This is a genomic window from Streptomyces sp. (assembly GCF_035645055.1).
Classification (GTDB): domain Bacteria; phylum Actinomycetota; class Actinomycetes; order Streptomycetales; family Streptomycetaceae; genus Streptomyces.
Genome location: NZ_DASQNH010000021.1, coordinates 13139 through 31035, shown reverse-complemented (window position 1 = coordinate 31035; position 17897 = coordinate 13139). Strand labels below are relative to the sequence as shown.

The following is a 17897-nucleotide window of genomic DNA, read 5'->3' as shown; positions in this document are numbered from 1 at the left end:
GCCACCTCGGTGACCTTTAATTGCCATCGCTATGCAACAACGTGAATCTGGCAACAGGGGTGGGAGAGAGATGACGGCCCGTCGGATACGAGGTGCCGCCGTCACGGCGGCGATGACCGTCGGAGTCGCCGCCTGCTCGGCACCCGGCGACACGGCCGGCGACGGCAAGGCCGCCGAGTCCGTGGTCATCGGTGTCGCCTCCGAGCCGGACACCCTCAGTCCGCTGCTCGGCTACGGCAAGGACGGCAACTCGAAGATCTTCGACGGGCTGCTCGCCCGCGATGCCGGTCTGAGGCTGAAGCCGGCCCTGGCCGCCGCGCTGCCGAAGGTCGCCGACGGCGGACGGACCTACACCTTCACCCTGCGCGAGGGTGTGAAGTTCAGCGACGGCGAGCCGCTCACCGCCGATGACGTCGTCTACACCTACCGGACCGTCCTCGACGCCAAGACCAACAACACCACCAAGAGCGAACTCGACGCCGTCAAGAGCGTCCGCGCGGACGGCGACGACACGGTCGTCTTCACCCTCAAGTACCCGTACGCGCCCTTCGCCGCCCGCACCGTCCTGCCCATCGTCCCCGAGCACATCGCCGCGCAGCAGGACCCCAACACCGGCTCCCTCAACACCGAACCGGTCGGCACCGGGCCGTACGTGCTCGCGCAGTGGCGCAAGGGCGAGAAGCTCACCTTCAAGGCCAACCCGCACTACTGGGGCCCCGCGCCCAAGGTGAAGACGTTCACCATGGCGGTCATCGCCGACGACGACGTCCGCGCCACCCGGCTGCGCTCCGGCGACCTCGACGGCGCCGTCCTGCCGCCCAACCTCGCCGCCACCTTCAAGAACGACGACGACAAGCGCACCTACGAGGCGAAGTCCTACGACTTCCGTGCCGTCACCCTCCCCACCGGCGACGAGGTCACCGGGGACCGCGCCATCCGGCAGGCCCTCGACGCCGCCGTGGACCGCCAGGCCATGGTCGACAAGATCCTCGACGGCGCCGGCCGCCCCGCCCACGGGCCGCTGCCCATGGACGACCCCTGGTTCGACGACGGCATCCAGCGCGCCCACGACCTCGGCAAGGCCCGGCGGATCCTCGACCGGGCCGGCTGGAAGCCCGGCGACGACGGCATCCGCGCCAAGGACGGCCGCCGCGCCGCGTTCACCCTGCTCTACCCCTCCGGCGACAAGGTCCGCCAGGACCACGCCCTCGCCTACGCCTCCGACGCCAAGAAGGCCGGCATCGACGTGACGGTGGAGAGCGCCACCTGGGAGGTCATCGAGCCCCGCATGGGCAAGGACGCCGTCCTGGCCGGCTTCGGCAGCGTCGGCGACCCCGACTTCGGCCTCTACACCCTGCTGCACTCCTCCCTCGCCGGCGACGGCTTCAACAACATGGCCCGCTACCGGAACCCGGCCGTCGACAAGGCCCTCGACACCGGCCGCCGCACCCAGGACCCGGACGAGCGCAAGACCGCCTACGGCACGCTCCAGCGCGCCCTCGCGGACAACCCCGGCTACACCTTCCTCACCCACATCGACCACCTCTACGTGCTCGCCGACCGCTGGGACGGCCTGACCACCCAGCTCGAACCGCACGAGCACGGCTTCGCCAGCGGCCCCTGGTGGAACATCGAGGACTGGCAGCCCAAGCGATGACCACCCCGCCCTGGGGGGCGATGGCCCGCCTGGCGGGACGGCGGGCCCTGTTCGCGGGGCCCGTCCTCCTCGCCGTCACCTTCGGCGTGTTCGCGATCGCCGCCGCCTCCCCCTTCGACCCCGTCAAGGCCTACGCCGGGACCGCCGCCCTCGGCGCCGACCAGGAGACCCTGGACCGGCTGCGCGCCAACCTCGGCGTGGACGAGCCGTTCTGGGTCCGCTGGTGGGACTGGCTGACCGCCGCGCTCGGCGGCGACCTCGGCCACTCCAGCGTGCTGCGGCAGCCGGTGACCCAGGTCATCGCCGAACGCCTGGTGTGGTCCGCGCTGCTGTGCGCGGTCGCGTTCGCCGTCGCCGTGCTGCTCGGCACCGTCCTCGGTGTGCTCGCCGCGCGCCGCCCCGGATCCCTCCCCGACCGGGCCGTCACCTCCCTCGCCTACCTGCTGGAAGCCGCCCCGGTCTTCTGGATCGCGCTGCTCGCCGTGTGGCTCTTCGCTCTCCAGTGGGACCTCCTCCCGGCGGGTGGCCTCACCGACACCGCCAGCGAACACGTCACGTTCGGGCAGGTCACCAGCCACCTGCTGCTGCCCGCCGGCGTCCTCGCCGTCTCCCAGCTGCCGTGGTTCACGCTCTACGTCCGCCAGGGCGTCGGCGACGCCCTCGCGGAGGACCCGGTGCGCGGCGCCCGCGCCCGAGGCCTGGCCGAACACACCGTGCTGCTCGGCCACGCGCTGCGCTCCGGACTGCTGCCCGTGCTCACCCTGATCGGCTCCCGCGTGCCCGAACTCATCACCGGCGCGCTGCTGGTCGAGACCGTGTTCAGCTGGCCCGGCATCGCCGCGGCCACCGTCGAGGCGGCCACCGCCGTCGACTTCCCGCTGCTGGCCGCGCTGACCACGCTCGCCACCGCCGCCGTCCTCGTCGGCAACCTGCTCGCCGACCTGCTCTACGGACTGTTCGACCCGAGGGTGAAACTCAGTGACATGTGACGCACCGGCGCCCGCCGCCGCCCCGTCCCCGGCCGAGCCCGTCTGGCGGTCGTACGGCGGAAAGCGCCGCACCACCCGCACCCTGCGGGTCCGCGTCTCGGCCGCCCTGCTCGCCGTGACCGTCCTCGCCGTGCTGCTCGTCCCGCCCCTGGTCCAGCTCGACCAGCAGGCCGTCGACCTGGCCGCCAAACTGCGAGCCCCCTCCTGGGCGCACCCGTTCGGCACCGACGACGTCGGCCGTGACCTGCTGCTGCGCTGCGTCTACGGGCTGCGCGTGTCCCTGCTCGTCGGCGTGGCGGCGGCGCTGACCGCGACCGTCATCGGCACCGCTGTGGGGGCTACCGCCGGAGCCCTCGGCGGCTGGGCCGACCGGGGCATCATGCGGGTCGTCGACACCGTCTCCTCCGTGCCGCACCTGCTGCTCGGCATCTTCATCGTCGCCATGTTCCGGCCCGGCGTCTGGCCGGTGGTGGTCTCCGTCGCCCTCACCCACTGGCTGTCCACCGCGCGGATCGTGCGCGCCGAGGTGCTGTCCCTGCGCTCCCGCCCGTACATCGACGCCGCCGTCAGCGGGGGAGCGTCCCGGTGGCGGGTGACCGTACGGCACCTCCTGCCCGGCGTACTGCCGCAGGCCGCGCTCGCCGCCGTGCTGATGGTGCCGCACGCCATGTGGCACGAGTCCGCGCTGTCCTTCCTCGGACTCGGCCTGCCCACCCACACCGCGAGCCTCGGCACCCTGATCCAGGGCGCCCGCGGCTCGCTCCTCGCCGGACAGTGGTGGCCCACCCTGTTCCCCGGCCTGTTCATCATCCTCCCCACCCTCGCCATCGCCGGCCTCGCCGGCGCCTGGCGAGAACGCATCAATCCCCGCCGCCGATCGGAGCTGATGCTGTGAACGAGACGAACGCGGTGAGAGCGGCTGCCGCCGGGCGCGGTGACGGTTCGGTGGCGAGGGCCGACGCTCTGGCCGCCGGTGACGCGGCGGCCGACGTCCATGCCCTGGACAAGGCCGGCGCCGCGGCCGGGCGTGCGGCTCCCGTGCTCGCGGTGCGCGGACTGTCCGTGCGGTTTCTCATGCCCGGTGGACGCCGGATCGCCGCCGTGACCGACGCCCACTTCGAGGTCGCGGCCGGTGAGTGCCTGGCCCTGATCGGGGAGAGCGGCTGCGGCAAGTCCGTGCTCGCCTCCGCCCTGCTCGGGCTGCTGCCCGGCAACGCCCAGACCGCCGGGCAGGCGCTGCTCGGCGATCTGGACCTGCTCTCCGCCGACGAGCGGACCCTGGCCCGCACGGTCCGGGGCCGCCTCATCGGTCTGGTCCCGCAGAGCCCGGCCGCGCATCTCACCCCCGTACGCACCATCCGCTCCCAGCTGGAGGAGACCGTCGCCGCGCTGACCCCGGTCCGCGGCCGGGACGCCCTGCGGGCCGCCGCGGAGGCCGCCGCCGAACGCGCCGCGTTCCCGGCCGGCCATCTCGACCGCCACCCGCACGAGTTGTCGGGCGGCCTCGCCCAGCGGGCCGCCACCGCGCTGGCCCTGGTCGGCGACGCCCCGCTGCTGCTGGCCGACGAGCCGACCACGGGTCTCGACCGCGACCTGGTGGACCGCACGGTCGACGAACTGCGGCGGCACGTCGACGCCGACGGCACCGGCCGTGCCCTGCTGATGATCACCCACGACCTGGCCGCCGCCGAGCGGATCGCCGACCGGGTCGCGGTGATGTACGCGGGCCGGATCGTGGAACTCGCCGACGCCGCCGCCTTCTTCGGCGCGCCCGGCCCCCGCCACCCCTACAGCCGCGGCCTGCTCGACGCCCTGCCGGACCGGGCCTTCACGCCCATCCCCGGCATGCCCCCGGAACTCGGCGACCTGCCCGGCGGCTGCGCCTTCGCCGCCCGCTGCGACCGCGCCACCGACGTCTGCGCCACCCCGCCGCCGACGGCCGGCACGGTCGCCTGCCACCACCCGCACGCCGTGGAGGACGTCCGTGCTTGAACTGCGCGCCATCACCGCCGGATACGACCGCCGGGTCCCCGTCGTCCGGGACGTCTCCCTGACCGTCGCCCCCGGCGAGGCTGTCGGCCTGCTCGGCCCCAGCGGCTGCGGCAAGTCCACCCTCGCCCGGGTCGCCGCCCTGCTGCACCGCCCCGACGCGGGCACCGTCGTCCTCGACGGCACCCCCGTCCACCGCTGGCGGCACCGCGCCCCGCGCGCCCGGCGCACCTCCTTCGGCGTCGTCTTCCAGCAGGCCCGGCTCTCCGCCGACCCCCGGATGACACTGGCCGACCTGGTCGCGGAACCCCTGCGCGCCACCGGCCGACGCACCGGGGCGCCGGAACGGGTCGCCGAACTCGCCGAGACGGTCGGCCTGACCGCGGACCTGCTGACCAGGCGCCCGCACGAGGTCAGCGACGGCCAGCTGCAACGGGCCTGCCTGGCCCGCGCCCTGATACTGGGCCCGCGCTGGCTGGTGTGCGACGAGATGACGGCGATGCTCGACGCCTCCACCAGCGCCGCCCTGGTCGCGGTCGTCGAGGACTACCGAGCCCGTACCGGCGCGGGCCTGCTGGCCGTCGGCCACGACCACACCCTGCTGCGCCGCTGGTGCGACCGCACGGTCCACTGGGACGACCTGCGCGCGCCCGGTACCCGGCCGGCCGAGCCGGTGGGAGCCGGGCCGGCCTGAAACCCATCGGTCACACCCGTCACGAGCACTCAGGCCTCGGACGGGGTGCGTGCGGCGGCGAGCGCCGCCAGGGCCTCCGCCGTGCGCGGGCCGTCGGCCGGGTCGGGCAGCAGGCCCTGGGCGTGCAGCAGCCGGGCCGCCGCCACACCCCACGGCAGCCGCAGGCCCGCCTGCGCGAGCAGGTCGGTGCGGGCGAGCAGTTCCGGCGCCGGGCCGGTGCGCACCCCGGCGGGGGTGAGCAGAGCCGCGTCGTCGGCCCAGCGCAGCGCCAGGTCCACGTCATGGGTGGCCATCACCACTGTCGTACCGCGCTCGCGCAGCCCGTCCAGTGTGACCAGCAGCCGCTCCTGGCCGTCCGGGTCCAGGCCGGCGGTCGGCTCGTCGAGGATCAGCACGCGGGGCCGCATCGCCACCGCGCCCGCGATCGCGGTCCGCTTGCGCTGCCCGTACGACAGCAGATGGGTGGGCCGGTCGGCCAGCGCGGTGATGTCCAGCGCGGCCAGCGCCTCCGCGACCCGGGCCCGCACCTCCGCGTCCGTGAGCCCCAGGTTCAGCGGCCCGAACGACACGTCCTGCGCGACGGACGCGGCGAACAGCTGGTCGTCCGGGTCCTGCACCACGAGCTGGACGGTCGTCCGCAGCCGGGTCAGCCCCTTGCGGTCGTACCCGACCGGGTCACCCTCGACGGTCAGCCGGCCCTCGCGCGGGCGCAGTCCGCCGCTGAGCAGCCGCATCAGCGTGGTCTTGCCGCTGCCGTTGCGGCCCAGCAGCGCCAGCGCCCGCCCCTCGCGCACCGCGAAGTCGAGCCCGCTGAGCACGGCCGGGCCGTCCTCGTAGGCGAAGGAAACGCCCCGCAGGGCGACCAGGGCAGCGGCCTCGCTCATGTCAGCGGCCTTTCCAGTACGAAGGTGAGCGCGGCCAGCGCCGTCAGCAGGGCGCAGCTCGCGGCGGTGAAGCGCACGGAGACCCGCGCCTCGGGGACCAGGACGCGCAGCGTGCCGTCGTAGCCGCGCCCGGCGAGTCCCGCCTGGAGCCGCGTCGCCCGGTCGAAGGCCCGCACGAACGCGGTCGCGCCGAGCCCGGCCAGCGAACGCCAGGCCGCGGCCCGCGTGGTGTGCCCGAGCCGTGCGGCCTGCGCGTCCCGGATCAGCCGTACCGAGTCCAGCAGCAGAAAGCTCATCCGGTACGTCACCAGGGCCACGTCCACGACCGGCGCGGGCACCCCGGCCCGCACCAGCCGGGGCAGCAGGTCGGACATGGGGGTGGTGAAGGCGAACAGCAGCACGCCGAGGGAGGCGGCCGAGGTGCGCAGCAGCAGCTCCCCGGCGCGCACCGGGCCGTCCGGGGCGAGTGCCAGGAACCCGCCGGGCCCGCCCACTTGCACCAGCAGCGTGGCCGCTCCGGTCACACAGAATCCCAACGGCACCCGGTACGCCCGCCACAGCCGGCGCCCGGGCACCCCCGCCGGACCGAGCAGCACGGCCAGCGCGGTCACCAGCACCAGCGCCGCACCCGGCCAGGGCGGCAGGGAGATCGCGAGCACGGTCAGGCCGAGCCCGAGCACGGCCTTGTCCACCGGGTGGCGGCGGCGCCAGCGGCTGGCGTGCGCCGCCTCGTCGATCGGCAGCACGCGCGCTCAGACCCCGGGCTCGCCGTCGGCGCCGGCGGTGACGTCTCGCGGGTTTCCGGGGGTTTCCCGCCCGCTCACGGGGGTGTCCCGTCCGCTTTCGGGGGCCTGCCGGGCCAGGGCGCGCTGCTCGCCCTGCCGCCGGCCGCGCCGCAAGCCGAAGTAGTAGGCGAGAACGCCCGCGCCGATCGCCGCCTGCACGGCGAACAGCGCCGACTCGATCTCCCCGGACGGCGGTTCGTACAGCGGCGAGAACCAGGGCTCGTAGTCCGGGTCGATCTCGGTGATCGCCGTCTCCGCCTGGGCGTCGGCGCCCGCGAACGGCTCCTCCTCGTCGTCCCCGAGGCCGAGCGCCAGTGGCAGCACGGCGAGCGCGACGACGACGAGCAGCAGCAGGACGTTGATCCTCGTGTTCCGGCTCATCACGCCACCGCCCCCGTGCCGGCCGGCTTCGCCTCGGCCCGCTTGCCGGTCACCAGCACGCCCAGCCGGGTCAGTTCGCCCTTGCTCGACTGCACCAGCAGCCGCATGACCAGTACCGTCAGCAGTCCCTCGCTCACCGCGAGGGGGATCTGCGTGACGGCGAAGATGGTGCCGAACTTGCCGAGCGCGCCCAGGAACCCGCTGCCCGGGTCGGGGAACGCCAGCGCCAGCTGGACGCTGGTGACGCAGTAGGTGGACAGGTCGGCGGCGAACGCGCCGAAGAACACGGCGACCATCAGCGGCACGCCGTAGCGCCGCAGCAGCCGGTAGACGGCGTACCCGGTCCACGGCCCGGCGATCGCCATCGAGAAGACGTTCGCGCCGAGTGTGGTCAGCCCGCCGTGCGCGAGCAGCAGCGCCTGGAAGAGGAGGGTGATCGTGCCGAGCACCGCCATCGCGGGCGGGCGGAACAGGATCGCGCCGAGACCGGTGCCGGTGGGGTGCGAGCAGCTGCCGGTGACCGAGGGCAGTTTGAGGGCGGACAGAACGAACGTGAATGCTCCGGAGGCACCCAGCAGCAGCGTGCTCTCGGGATGCTCACGGACCTCACGGGTGAGGGAACGGACGCCGTGGACGACGAAGGGCGCGGACGCGACGCCCCAGGCGACCGCGTGCGCCGGAGGCAGAAAACCCTCGGCTATGTGCATGGCTCGAACGACCCTCTCCAGCACCTCGTGGATGGTTGACGCGCCTTGGCCGGTCTCCTGGCTGACGGGTACCACCGCCCGAACTCCGCCTTCCCGGGTCCGTGAGGACCCAGTGGCTGCCCGCGAGGGCCGGAGCCGGACTTCCCGATCACAGTGGCGAGGGCCGCACCGGCATCACACCGGATTTCCCGTTCACCAAGGCGTGGTGACAGTAATGCCCTGCTCGGGGTGGTGACAAGCGCACCCCGGGGGCGCTGGGCGGCACCGCCCACCCACCGGCGCACGCCCTCGGTGGCCCGGACGGCCGATCGCCCGGCGGGGGCGGGGGCGCGTCCCCCGGTCCCCGTGGCGCTGCCACCGGCCGCCGGACCACGCACAGCGTGCTCAACACCACAGGGCGGGACCGCGGTGGGTCACAGCTCCGGTTTCCGGCGCCGGACGGGTCAGCTCCGCGGGTGGTACGGCTTCGGCAGCCGCATCCCCCGCTCCGCCATCAGCGCCCGTACCCGGTCCGGATGGTCGGTGATGATCCCGTCCACCCCCAGGTCCATCAGCGCGGCGACCGTGGCGGGATCGTCGCAGGTCCAGGGGACGACCTTCAGCCCGCGCGCGTGGGCATCGGCGACCATCGCGCGGTCCGGGTAGAAGCGGAAGCCCGGATCACCGATCTTCCCGTTCTGCGGGAAGCCGTAGTTGGGGGAGAGGGCCCGGACACCGGGGACGGTGGCGGCGGCCCGCACGAAGTCGCCGCCGTAGTCGTCGGCGTCGATCCCGCCGAGCCACGGGGAGGCGCCGGGCTTGCCCACCTGGAGGAAATCGTGGTTGGTGAGGGCGACCAGCGGCCAGTGGGGGGCGAGCCGGTGCATCACCTTCAGCGCGCCCCAGTCGAAGGACTGGACCGTCACCTGCCGCTCGATGCCCGAGGCGCGGATCTCCTCGTACACCCGCCGCACGAACAACTCGCGGGGCGCGGTCTGCTCGGGCGCGCCCGCCTCGACCTTCGTCTCGACGTTGAGGGTGACCTGCCGGGCCTTGTACCGCTTCACCAGCTCCAGCACGTCCCGCAGCTCCGCCATCCGGGCGCCGGCGATCCGCTCCTGCCCGGGGTGCCCCGGCAGCTGCTGGTAACCGCAGTCCATGGTCCTGAGCTGGGCCAGGGTCAGGTCCTTGACGTACTTGCCGACGTACGGGTACTGCGGGTCACCGGGCACGACCGGTGCCGTGTCCCGGCACTTCTGGGCGTTGACCTGCCGGTCGTGGGTGACGACGACCTTGCGGTCGCGGGTGATCTGGGTGTCCAGCTCCAGCGTGGACACCCCGAGCCGCAGGGCCTTGGCGAACCCCTCCAGCGTGCTCTCGGTCGTCAGGCCGAGGCCGCCGCGGTGGGCCTGGAGATCGAAGTGGGTCTTCCGGGGCGGAACGCCGGGCGCCGGCGCGGTGCCGACAGCACCAGTGGCGCCCGTGGTGCCGCCAGCGGCGGTGGTGCCGGTGGTGCCGGTGGTCGCGTGGGCGGTCGCCGGGAGGGCGAGGGCCGGCAGCAGGGCCAGGGCGGCGAGGGAGTGTTGGGTGGACATCGGAACCTCACTCGTTCGTCGAAGGGACGCCCTGGGACGCTAGTTCGACGTGGGGCGGGCCAGAAGGACGCGGGAGTGAGGGAGCCGTGAACGCTCGGGAAACCGGCCGCCCGGCCACGCCAGTAGCATGTCACACGGCGCATCACGGGGGAGCGGGCGGAAATGCGCGTGAGGCTTTCGGGGGGAGCGCTGCATCATGACGCGGATGACCGTGAACAACATCCTGCTGTCCGGCGTCGTCGGATCGACCGCGTACGGACTCGCCCACGAGGACTCCGACGTGGACCGGCTCGGCGTGTTCGCGGCGCCCACCGAGTCCCTGCACGGCTTGCACGCACCGAAGGAGTCCCACGTCTCCACGGCACCCGACCGCACATTGCACGAGGCCGCCAAGTGGTGCCGGCTCGCCCTCGGCGGCAACCCGACGGTGATGGAACTGGTCTGGCTGCCCGACGAGCTGTACGAGGTGCGCACCCCCCTCGGTGACGAACTGATCGACATCCGCACCACACTGCTGAGCGCGCGCCGTGTGCGCGACGCCTATCTCGGTTACGCCACCCAGCAGTTCAGAAAGCTGCAGAACCGGTTCACCACCGACGCGAACGGGACACCCACCCGCAGACGCTCGGCCAAGCACGCCCGCCACCTCAAACGGCTGTGCCACCAGGGCTACGAGCTGTACACCACCGGCCGGCTGACGATCCAGGTCGACGACCCCGACAGCTACCACCGCTTCGGCGAACAGGTCGCCGCCGACCCGTCCGCCGCGCTGCCCCTGCTGCGCCACTACGAGTCCGCCTTCGACCGGACGCGCAGCGCACTGCCGGAACAGCCGGACGAGAGCGCGGCGGAGGCGTGGCTGCGGCGGGTCCGGGCGCACTTCTACGCACCCGAGGCGGCGTAGGCGCGACGAGAAAATCCGGTGCTGTCCGCCGGTCCGCCTCCCTGCACTCGCCAAGTGAGCGCTCCGTCTGCGAGGCGGGGCGCGCTGTCCTGCGAAGCGAGTCTCCTCGGAGACGGCCTTCCGCACCGCGGGCCGCGCGTCGCTCCTCGGTGCCCCGCGCGCCTCGGCGATGACCGTCCTGGAACCGGTCGCCGAGGCCACGGGCCCGCGCCGCCACGAGGACCGGGTCCTCGATGTCCTCGCGCTGATGGCCCGGGCCGTACCTGACCCCCGGGGCCGGACCGGTCTCGACGACGCGGCGCAGGTCCCGGAGCGCGAAGGGTCCCCCACGTATCCGTTCGCCGTCGTGGACATTTCTGGAACTTCTCCGACTGCTGACCCGTCGCAGCACGGCCCCTGACCGGATCCTGCCGGAGGGTGACCCGCCGACGGGGCCGGGCGACGTGGCCGAGCCTCGGCGGCAATCGGGTCTTCATGGCAGGCGGCGGTGCGGGACGACGGGGCCACGCCACCCGCGCCGATCATCATGTTCCGCTTATTGCATATGATGTGCAAGTGCAATCGTGCGACTACATCATCAGGCCGGCCCGCCCGGAAGACCTCGACGCCGCCCGGGCGGTGATGCTCGACACCGTCTACCGCGACTTCGGCACCGGATACGTGCCGCGCTGGCACGGGGACATCATCGATCCGGCGGCCGCCTACCTGGTCCCGGAACGCCACACCCTGCTGGTGGCGGTCGACGAAGGCGACGGGAGCGTCGTCGCCACCGCCGCGCTGGACGCGCTCGGGCCCGCGCACCCGCCGAACCCCCGGGAGGTCGCCGAGCGCTTCCCGTCCGGTACGACGGCGCAGCTGCGACGTGTGTACGTGCGCCCCGAGCACCGCAGGCGCGGGCTGGCGCGGCGGCTCGTCGCGGAGCTGGTGGCCTTCGCCGAGGCCGACGCCGGTTACCGCTCCGTCTACCTGCACACCGATCCGTCCGTGCCGGGCGCGGAGGGTTTCTGGCGCTCGCTCGGCAAGGTCGTGCGCGACGAGCGCGAGGACACCGGTGGCGGGCAGGGGATCATCCACTTCGAGATACCGATGGGGCGGTAGCCCGATGCGCAGCGCCAGTTCGTCCCGTCGCGTCCGGCTGCTTGCCGGTCTTCTCACCGTCCCGCTGCTCGCCGGGTGCTTCGCCTCCCCCGACAGCGGCGGTGGTTCCGGTGCGGGGCAGAGCGGCGCCCGGCTGCGCGTCGCCCTCGCCTTTCCGCCCGCGGAGAACCTCTCCCCGTACGGCGCCGACGCGACCATCCTCAGCCGCCTCGGTGTCACCGAGGGGCTGACCGCGCTGGACGCCAACGGCGCCGCCGTCCCCGCGCTCGCCGCGTCCTGGCAGCGCGCGAACGACCGCACCTGGGTGTTCACCCTGCGCGAGGCCCGCTTCCAGGACGGCACGGACGTGTCCCCGGCCGCCGTCGCCGCCTCCCTCACCCGCGCCACCGAGGCGAAGCCCGCCCCGGCGGCCCTCTCCGGTGTCACCCTCACCGCCGAGGCCGTCGGCAGCCGGGCCGTACGGATCACCACCGGCGCACCCGATCCCGTACTGCCGCTGCGCCTCGCCGGCCCCAGCCTCGCGGTGCTCTCCCCGCAGGCCTACGGCGAGAAGGACCGCGTCGATCCGGTCGGCACCGCCACCGGACCGTTCGAGCTGACGAAGGTCAACGGCAGCAGCTCCGCCACTCTGGCCCGCTTCGACGACTACTGGGGCGGCCGGGCCCAGGCCTCCGGTGTCGACGCCCGGTTCATCGCCGACGGCACCGCCCGCGCCGCCGCCCTGCGCACCGGACAGGTCGACCTCGCCGAGGCGATCCCCGTCGCCCAGGCCGCCTCCCTCACCCCGGACATCCGGCGCGAGACCGCGACCACCCGGACCACCAGCCTGCTGCTCAACACCGAGAAGGGGCCCTTCGAGGACGCCGCGCTCCGGGCCGCCGCCCGCGCCGCCGTGGACACCGCCGCGCTCGCCGACGGGGTGTACGAGGGGCACGCCGACCCGGGCGCCGGTATCTACGGGCCCGCCGTCACCTGGGCCGAGGGCAAGCGGAGGCAACCTGTCGGGCGAGCGGGGGCCGCCGACCCCGAGGGCACCTCGATCACCCTCGCCACCTACGACAACCGGCCCGAACTGCCCGAGGCCGCCCAGGTACTGAAGCAGCAACTGGAGCAGGCCGGGTTCACGGTGAGGCTGGAGGTGCGCGAGTACTCGCGGCTGGAGAGCGACGCCCTCGCCGGGAAGTTCGACGCCTTCGTCGGCGCCCGCAACAGCCTCGTCGACACCGGCGACCCCGTCGCCGTCCTCGCCTCCGACCACACCTGCGACGGCGGCTACAACCTCGCCCTGCTGTGCGACAAGGCCGTCGAGCGGGCCGTGGAGAGGGCCGAGGCCGTCGCCGACCCGGCGGCGCGGCAGGACGCCGTGATGGCCGCCGAAGCGCGGATCCTCGGCACCGACGCCGTCGTCCCGCTGGTCCACCAGCGCGTCATCACCGGTGTCGGCAAGGGCGTCAGGGGGGTGCTCCTCGACCCGTACGAGCGCACCCTCGTCGGCACCGGCACGCGGCGCTGACCCATGCCGCACGACACCGGGACCCGGGCGGTCGCGCTGCTGTGGCGGGCAGCCCTCGCCACCTCCCTGGTCTGCGCGATCGGCCTGCTGCCCTGGCTGGCCCGCGCCGATCCCGCGCTGACCGTCCTCAAGGCCCGCTCCGCCGACCGCGATCCGGCCCCCGAGGTGCTGGCCGGCATCCGGGCCCAGCTGGGGCTGGACGCCGGGCCGCTGCGTCTGCTCGGGCAATGGCTCGGGGGGCTGCCGCGCGGAGACGCCGGACGGTCCTGGATCTCCGGCGAGCCGGTCACCCCGGCCGTACTCCAGGCCCTCGGCGTCTCCCTGCTGCTGACGGCGGTGGCCCTGCTGGTCGCGGTCGGCACGGCCGCGCTGGTCTGCGCCCGCACCCTGTGGCTGGGCAGCCGGCGGCGGCTCGTCGGCGTGCTGCTCGGGCTCCTGCCCCGGTTGTCCGGACCCCTCGTCGACACCGTCAACGCCGTACCGCCCGTGCTCGCCGCCCTCCTCGTCACCGCCGCCGCCGGCCGCGGACCGGCCACCCCCGCACTCGCCGTCGGCGCCGTCGCCTGGGCGCCGCTCGCCGCGCACACCACCGCCCTGCTGGGCCAGGAACGCGCCGCCCTGCACATCACCGCCACCCGCGCCCTCGGCGCCGGCCGCTGGTACCTGCTGCGCCACGAACTGCTGCCCGCCGTCCTGCCGCCCGTCGTCCGGCACGCCGTGCTGCGGCTCCCCGCTGTCGCCCTGGCACTCGCCTCCCTCGCCTTCCTCGGCCTCGGCGCCCAGCCGCCGTCCCCGGAATGGGGCCTGCTGCTCGCCGAGAACCAGCCGTACGCCGAACGCGCCCCCTGGGCCGTCCTCGCGCCCGCCACCGTCCTCGCCCTGCTCGGCGCGCTCGCGGTGACCGCGGCGCGCGGGACGCCGGGCGACCGGCGTCCCGCGCGCCGCCGTCACCCGCAGTCGCAGTCGCAGCAGCCACAGCCCAGCGAACAGACGGCCCCGGCCCGGGAGTCGGACCCGTCCCCGGACCCGGAGCCGGCCTCGGCAGGGACGGAGCGGGCCGGATGACCCTGTCCCTCCCCGGCCCGCGGCACACCCCCGGCCGCACCCGGCCGTCCCCGCTGCTGCGGCTGCTGATCCTCACCCAACTCGCCTTCAACGTGGGCTTCTTCGCCGTGCTGCCCTTCCTCTCCGAGCACCTCGGACAGGCCGTCGGCATGGCGGGCTGGCTGGTCGGGCTCGTGCTCGGGCTGCGGACCTTCAGCCAGCAGGGGCTGTTCGTGGTGGGCGGGGCGCTCGCGGACCGGTACGGCGTCCGGCCGGTCGTCCTCGCGGGCTGCGCCCTGCGCATCGCCGGATTCGCCTGGCTCGGGTACGCCGAGGCGACCTGGGCGGTGATCGGCGCCGTCCTGCTCGTCGGCTTCGCCGCCGCGCTGTTCTCGCCCGCCGTCGAGTCCGAGGTCGCCCGGCAGGCGGTGCTCTGGGAGGAGGCGGGCGGCGGATCGCGCACCCGGGTGCTCGCGCTGTTCACCGTGGCCGGGCAGGCGGGCGCGTTCGTCGGTCCGCTGCTCGGCGCCCTGCTGCTGACGGTGGACTTCCGTGCCGTCTGCCTCGCCGGAGCGGGCGTCTTCGTCCTCGTCCTCGCCGGCCACGCGTGGCTGCTCCCGCAGCACATCCCGGGACGGAAGCGGACCAGCCCGCGCGGCGGGACCGGCACGCTGCTGCGCGACCGCCGCTTCCTTGCGCTGTGCTGCGCCTACGGCGCCTACCTCCTCGCCTACAACCAGCTCTACCTCGCCCTGCCCGGCGAGGTGGACCGCGCGGCCGGCTCGCAGGCGCCGCTGGCCTGGCTGTTCGCGCTGTCCTCGCTGCTGGTGGTGACCGCCCAGCTGCCCGTCACCCGCTGGGTGGGGGACCGGCTCGCCCCGCGCCGGTCGATGGCCGCCGGACTTCTGCTGATCGCCGCCGGGTTCGTGGTCGTGGCGGCGGCCCGGCCCGCCGACTGGACCGGCACGCCCGGACTGCTGCCGGCGGCCGGGTTCGTCGTACTGCTCACCGTCGGCCAGATGCTCGTCGCCCCCGCCGCCCGCGCCTGGGTCCCCGATCTCGCCGAGGACGGCCGGCTGGGCCTCTACACCGGCGCGCTCTCCTCGGTCTCCGGCCTGATCGTGCTGCTCGGCAGCGCGGCGACCGGCACCCTGCTGGACGCGGGCCTGCCGGCGGCGGTGCCGTGGCTGCTGCTCGCGGCGGTGCCGGCGGCGGCGGTGGGCCTGCTGCCGCGACGCGCGTGACCACGGGCATCCCGGGAACCGGCCTGCCGGGAGTGAGCGTCTTGCGCGTGGGCGTCGCGAGAGCGGGTGTGGCGAGGGCGGGCGTCCCGAGAGGGCGCGGTACGAAGCCGGGCATCGCGATGCGGGCGTACCGCCGCCGACCCCGCCCCGGCAGCCGTCCGCGACCTCCGCCACAGCCACAGCACATCCCGCCCGAACGACCACGACAACAGGCCCAGTGCCACCGCCGCCACCCCCGTGTCGACCGCGAGGGGCAGCAGCCCGGCGGCGGCCACCAGCAGAAGCACCCCCTGGAGCGCCGCGACCGTCTTGCGCGCCGTGCTCGGCGGCAGGGGAGCGGTGAGCCACGGCCAGAGGCGGGCCGCGGCGACGAACACGTAGCGCATCCCGCCGATCAGCAGCACCCACGGCCCCACCCGCGTCGACACGTACACGCTCAGCACGAGGATCAGGAACGCGTCGACCTCCATGTCGAAGCGCGCCCCCAGCGGCGACGCCGTGCCCGTGCGCCGGGCGACCTTCCCGTCCACGCCGTCCAGGATCAGCGCCACCGCCGTCAGGCCGACGAACAGGGTGACGGGCGGGGCGCTGCGGAAGGAGTCGGCGACCAGTGCCGTCACCCCGCCGACCAGGACGGCGCGGCCGAGGGTGACCCGGTTGGCGGGCCCGAAGGAGCTGAGCCGGGAGCGGTGGACGGCACGGGAGAGGACCGCCCAGCCCGCGAGGGCGCAGACGAGGCCGGTCAGCCAGCCCGCCGGGCCCATGCCGGCCGCCGGGCCGAGCAGGCCCAGCAGCAGGATCTGCAGGCCCGCGCCCGCCGCGGTCTCCTGCTGGACCGGCCACGCACCGCATGTGTTGTTCAGGGCCACCGCGCATCCTCCGGCCGTGTGACAGAGTCGATCGACGCCGCGTACTGTGCGCGGCCTGTGCACAGCTCGGTACGGGAACCACTCGCCGATCGTTCAGGAGGAGCGCCGATGACACATCCCGCACGCGCGTTCTGGCTCATCTCTCCAGGGTGTGGAGAGATCCGTGATGTCGATCTGCGAGAGCCGGCCGAGGACGAGGTGCTGGTACGGGCGTTGTGGTCGGGGGTCAGCCGCGGCACGGAGACGCTGGTGTTCCGCGGCGGGGTGCCGCGCAGCCAGTACGCGGCGATGCGGGCGCCGTTCCAGGAGGGCGACTTCCCGGGGCCGGTGAAGTACGGCTACCTCGGCGTCGGCGTCGTCGAGGAGGGCCCCGCGCACCTGGCCGGCCGTACCGTCTTCTGTCTCCACCCGCACCAGACCCGCTACGTCGTCCCGGCCTCCGCCGTCACCCCCGTACCGGACCGGGTACCGGCTGAACGGGCCGTGCTGGCCGGCACCGTGGAGACCGCGGTCAACGCGCTGTGGGACGCGGCACCGCTGATCGGTGACCGGATCGCGGTGGTCGGCGGCGGCATGATCGGCTGCTCGGTGGCCGCGCTGCTGGCCCGTTTCCCCGGTGTGCGGGTCCAGCTGGTCGACACCGACCCGGCCCGTGAGGAGACCGCCAAGGCGCTCGGCGCCGGATTCGCCGCGCCCGCCGACGCGCTCGGCGACTGCGATCTCGTCGTCCACGCCAGCGCCACCGAGCAGGGTCTGGCCAGCGCACTGGAACTCGCCGCCGACGAGGGCACGGTCCTCGAACTCAGCTGGTACGGCGACCGGAAGGTGAGCCTCCCGCTCGGCGAGGACTTCCACTCCCGGCGGCTGGTGCTGCGCAGCAGCCAGGTCGGCACCGTCGCCCCGGCGCGCCGCGCCCGCCGTTCCTACGGCGACCGGCTCGCCCTCGCCCTCGACCTGCTGGCCGACCCGGCGTTCGACGCGCTCGTCACGGGCGAGTGCGCCTTCGAGGAGCTGCCCGAGGTACTGCCGCGGCTGGCCGACGGCAGCCTCCCGGCGTTGTGCCATCGGGTGCGGTACGGGAGCTGACCGCCGCTGAACAAGGGAAGGCCCTCAGCCGTACTAGTCGGCATCGATGCACCGCACCTGGAGGGTCGTTCCCTTGTTCAGTGTCACCGTCCGCGATCACATCATGATCGCCCACAGCTTCCGCGGCGACGTCTTCGGCCCCGCGCAGCGTCTGCACGGAGCGACGTTCCTGGTGGACGCCACCTTCCGGCGCGCCGAGCTGGACGACGACAACATCGTCGTCGACATCGGCCTGGCCACCCGGGAACTCGGCGCGGTGGTCGCGGAGTTGAACTACCGCAACCTCGACAACGAGCCCGACTTCGCCGGAGTGAACACCTCCACCGAGTTCCTGGCGAAGGTCATCGCCGACCGGCTCGCCGAGCGGGTGCACAAGGGCGCGCTCGGCGAGGGTGCCCGGGGCATCGCGGGCATCTCGGTCACGCTGCACGAGTCGCATGTCGCCTGGGCGAGTTACGAGCGTGCCCTGTGACCGACGC

At 74.2% G+C, this 17897-nt stretch carries 18 protein-coding genes, 1 pseudogene and 1 riboswitch; of the genes and pseudogenes, 13 read left to right on the top strand and 6 right to left on the bottom strand.

Annotated features, from left to right (window positions below; translation table 11 throughout):
- Positions 1-70 precede the first annotated feature (70 nt).
- Genes VE614_RS06775 through VE614_RS06755 form a run of 5 tightly spaced genes read left to right on the top strand, consistent with a single transcriptional unit; the run spans position 71 to position 5329 of the window.
- The gene (locus tag VE614_RS06775; protein WP_324933623.1) at positions 71-1657 is read left to right on the top strand and encodes an ABC transporter substrate-binding protein; all 1587 of its coding nucleotides are present in this window, start codon (positions 71-73) and stop codon (positions 1655-1657) included.
- 20 nt (positions 1658-1677) lie between these two features.
- The gene (locus VE614_RS06770; RefSeq protein ID WP_324933924.1) at positions 1678-2646 is read left to right on the top strand and encodes an ABC transporter permease; all 969 of its coding nucleotides are present in this window, start codon (positions 1678-1680) and stop codon (positions 2644-2646) included.
- Positions 2636-3541, top strand: coding sequence for an ABC transporter permease (locus tag VE614_RS06765; RefSeq protein ID WP_324933620.1), 906 nt, complete (start codon positions 2636-2638; stop codon positions 3539-3541). Before VE614_RS06770 ends, VE614_RS06765 begins: the two co-directional genes overlap by 11 nt.
- Positions 3538-4638, top strand: coding sequence for an ABC transporter ATP-binding protein (locus tag VE614_RS06760; protein ID WP_414719535.1), 1101 nt, complete (start codon positions 3538-3540; stop codon positions 4636-4638). The genes VE614_RS06765 and VE614_RS06760 overlap by 4 nt, the downstream gene beginning before the upstream one ends.
- Positions 4631-5329, top strand: a complete 699-nt coding sequence (locus tag VE614_RS06755) for a dipeptide/oligopeptide/nickel ABC transporter ATP-binding protein (RefSeq protein ID WP_324933617.1) — start codon at positions 4631-4633, stop codon at positions 5327-5329. Before VE614_RS06760 ends, VE614_RS06755 begins: the two co-directional genes overlap by 8 nt.
- Before the next feature lie 29 nt (positions 5330-5358).
- Here VE614_RS06755 and VE614_RS06750 read toward each other — a convergent pair whose 3' ends face one another.
- The 5 genes from VE614_RS06750 to VE614_RS06730 all read right to left on the bottom strand — a co-directional run bounded on the left by VE614_RS06750 (position 5359) and on the right by VE614_RS06730 (position 9660).
- Complete coding sequence (locus tag VE614_RS06750; RefSeq protein ID WP_324933614.1) at positions 5359-6213, bottom strand: energy-coupling factor ABC transporter ATP-binding protein; 855 nt, start codon at positions 6211-6213, stop codon at positions 5359-5361.
- Positions 6210-6959, bottom strand: coding sequence for a cobalt ECF transporter T component CbiQ (cbiQ, locus tag VE614_RS06745; protein ID WP_324933611.1), 750 nt, complete (start codon positions 6957-6959; stop codon positions 6210-6212). The genes VE614_RS06750 and cbiQ overlap by 4 nt, the downstream gene beginning before the upstream one ends.
- A gap of 6 nt (positions 6960-6965) precedes the next feature.
- Positions 6966-7379: an energy-coupling factor ABC transporter substrate-binding protein gene (locus VE614_RS06740; protein WP_324933603.1), complete on the bottom strand. Its 414-nt coding sequence runs from the start codon at positions 7377-7379 to the stop codon at positions 6966-6968.
- Positions 7379-8086 carry an energy-coupling factor ABC transporter permease gene (locus tag VE614_RS06735; protein ID WP_324933600.1) on the bottom strand — a complete coding sequence of 236 codons (708 nt, stop codon included), beginning with the start codon at positions 8084-8086 and terminating at the stop codon, positions 7379-7381. Before VE614_RS06735 ends, VE614_RS06740 begins: the two co-directional genes overlap by 1 nt.
- A gap of 30 nt (positions 8087-8116) precedes the next feature.
- A riboswitch (cobalamin riboswitch) is annotated at positions 8117-8301 on the bottom strand.
- A 228-nt stretch (positions 8302-8529) separates the two neighbouring features.
- Entirely contained in the window at positions 8530-9660 is a 1131-nt protein-coding gene (locus tag VE614_RS06730) for a glycerophosphodiester phosphodiesterase family protein (RefSeq protein WP_324933597.1), read from the bottom strand.
- Positions 9661-9865: 205 nt separating this feature from the next.
- Here VE614_RS06730 and VE614_RS06725 point away from each other — a divergent pair, with 205 nt between their 5' ends.
- From VE614_RS06725 to VE614_RS06700, 6 genes are all read left to right on the top strand, one after another.
- Complete coding sequence (locus VE614_RS06725; RefSeq protein ID WP_324933594.1) at positions 9866-10564, top strand: nucleotidyltransferase domain-containing protein; 699 nt, start codon at positions 9866-9868, stop codon at positions 10562-10564.
- Positions 10565-10733: 169 nt separating this feature from the next.
- Positions 10734-10964: a hypothetical protein gene (locus VE614_RS06720; protein WP_324933591.1), complete on the top strand. Its 231-nt coding sequence runs from the start codon at positions 10734-10736 to the stop codon at positions 10962-10964.
- 221 nt (positions 10965-11185) lie between these two features.
- On the top strand, positions 11186-11662 hold the full coding sequence (locus VE614_RS06715) for a GNAT family N-acetyltransferase (RefSeq protein WP_414719540.1): 477 nt from the start codon (positions 11186-11188) through the stop codon (positions 11660-11662).
- 4 nt (positions 11663-11666) lie between these two features.
- A complete protein-coding gene (locus tag VE614_RS06710) occupies positions 11667-13175 on the top strand; it encodes an ABC transporter substrate-binding protein (RefSeq protein WP_324933586.1) in 1509 nt (502 codons plus the stop codon).
- Between the two features lie 3 nt (positions 13176-13178).
- The gene (locus VE614_RS06705) at positions 13179-14240 is read left to right on the top strand and encodes an ABC transporter permease subunit (RefSeq protein ID WP_324933583.1); all 1062 of its coding nucleotides are present in this window, start codon (positions 13179-13181) and stop codon (positions 14238-14240) included.
- A complete protein-coding gene (locus VE614_RS06700; RefSeq protein WP_324933580.1) occupies positions 14237-15463 on the top strand; it encodes an MFS transporter in 1227 nt (408 codons plus the stop codon). The genes VE614_RS06705 and VE614_RS06700 overlap by 4 nt, the downstream gene beginning before the upstream one ends.
- A 134-nt stretch (positions 15464-15597) precedes the next feature.
- On the opposite strand, the pseudogene VE614_RS06695 reads toward VE614_RS06700, so the two are convergent.
- Positions 15598-16332, bottom strand: a pseudogene (locus tag VE614_RS06695) (CDP-alcohol phosphatidyltransferase family protein); the annotation flags it as partial.
- A gap of 108 nt (positions 16333-16440) precedes the next feature.
- Here VE614_RS06695 and VE614_RS06690 point away from each other — a divergent pair.
- Both VE614_RS06690 and VE614_RS06685 read left to right on the top strand, forming a co-directional pair.
- Positions 16441-17418, top strand: a complete 978-nt coding sequence (locus VE614_RS06690; protein ID WP_324933577.1) for a zinc-binding alcohol dehydrogenase — start codon at positions 16441-16443, stop codon at positions 17416-17418.
- A 73-nt stretch (positions 17419-17491) separates the two neighbouring features.
- Entirely contained in the window at positions 17492-17890 is a 399-nt protein-coding gene (locus VE614_RS06685; RefSeq protein ID WP_324933573.1) for a 6-carboxytetrahydropterin synthase, read from the top strand.
- Positions 17891-17897: the final 7 nt, after the last annotated feature.

Bases quoted from the DNA above. Each gene is read 5' to 3' on its own strand.
- VE614_RS06710 (WP_324933586.1), top strand. From the start codon at position 11,667: ATGCGCAGCGCCAGTTCGTCCCGTCGCGTCCGGCTGCTTGCCGGTCTT.
- VE614_RS06715 (WP_414719540.1), top strand. From the start codon at position 11,186: ATGCTCGACACCGTCTACCGCGACTTCGGCACCGGATACGTGCCGCGC.
- VE614_RS06770 (WP_324933924.1), top strand. From the start codon at position 1,678: ATGGCCCGCCTGGCGGGACGGCGGGCCCTGTTCGCGGGGCCCGTCCTC.
- VE614_RS06735 (WP_324933600.1), bottom strand. From the start codon at position 8,086: ATGCACATAGCCGAGGGTTTTCTGCCTCCGGCGCACGCGGTCGCCTGG.
- VE614_RS06700 (WP_324933580.1), top strand. From the start codon at position 14,237: ATGACCCTGTCCCTCCCCGGCCCGCGGCACACCCCCGGCCGCACCCGG.
- VE614_RS06740 (WP_324933603.1), bottom strand. From the start codon at position 7,379: ATGAGCCGGAACACGAGGATCAACGTCCTGCTGCTGCTCGTCGTCGTC.
- VE614_RS06750 (WP_324933614.1), bottom strand. From the start codon at position 6,213: ATGAGCGAGGCCGCTGCCCTGGTCGCCCTGCGGGGCGTTTCCTTCGCC.
- VE614_RS06690 (WP_324933577.1), top strand. From the start codon at position 16,441: ATGACACATCCCGCACGCGCGTTCTGGCTCATCTCTCCAGGGTGTGGA.
- VE614_RS06730 (WP_324933597.1), bottom strand. From the start codon at position 9,660: ATGTCCACCCAACACTCCCTCGCCGCCCTGGCCCTGCTGCCGGCCCTC.
- VE614_RS06775 (WP_324933623.1), top strand. From the start codon at position 71: ATGACGGCCCGTCGGATACGAGGTGCCGCCGTCACGGCGGCGATGACC.
- VE614_RS06720 (WP_324933591.1), top strand. From the start codon at position 10,734: ATGACCGTCCTGGAACCGGTCGCCGAGGCCACGGGCCCGCGCCGCCAC.
- VE614_RS06705 (WP_324933583.1), top strand. From the start codon at position 13,179: ATGCCGCACGACACCGGGACCCGGGCGGTCGCGCTGCTGTGGCGGGCA.
- VE614_RS06725 (WP_324933594.1), top strand. From the start codon at position 9,866: ATGACCGTGAACAACATCCTGCTGTCCGGCGTCGTCGGATCGACCGCG.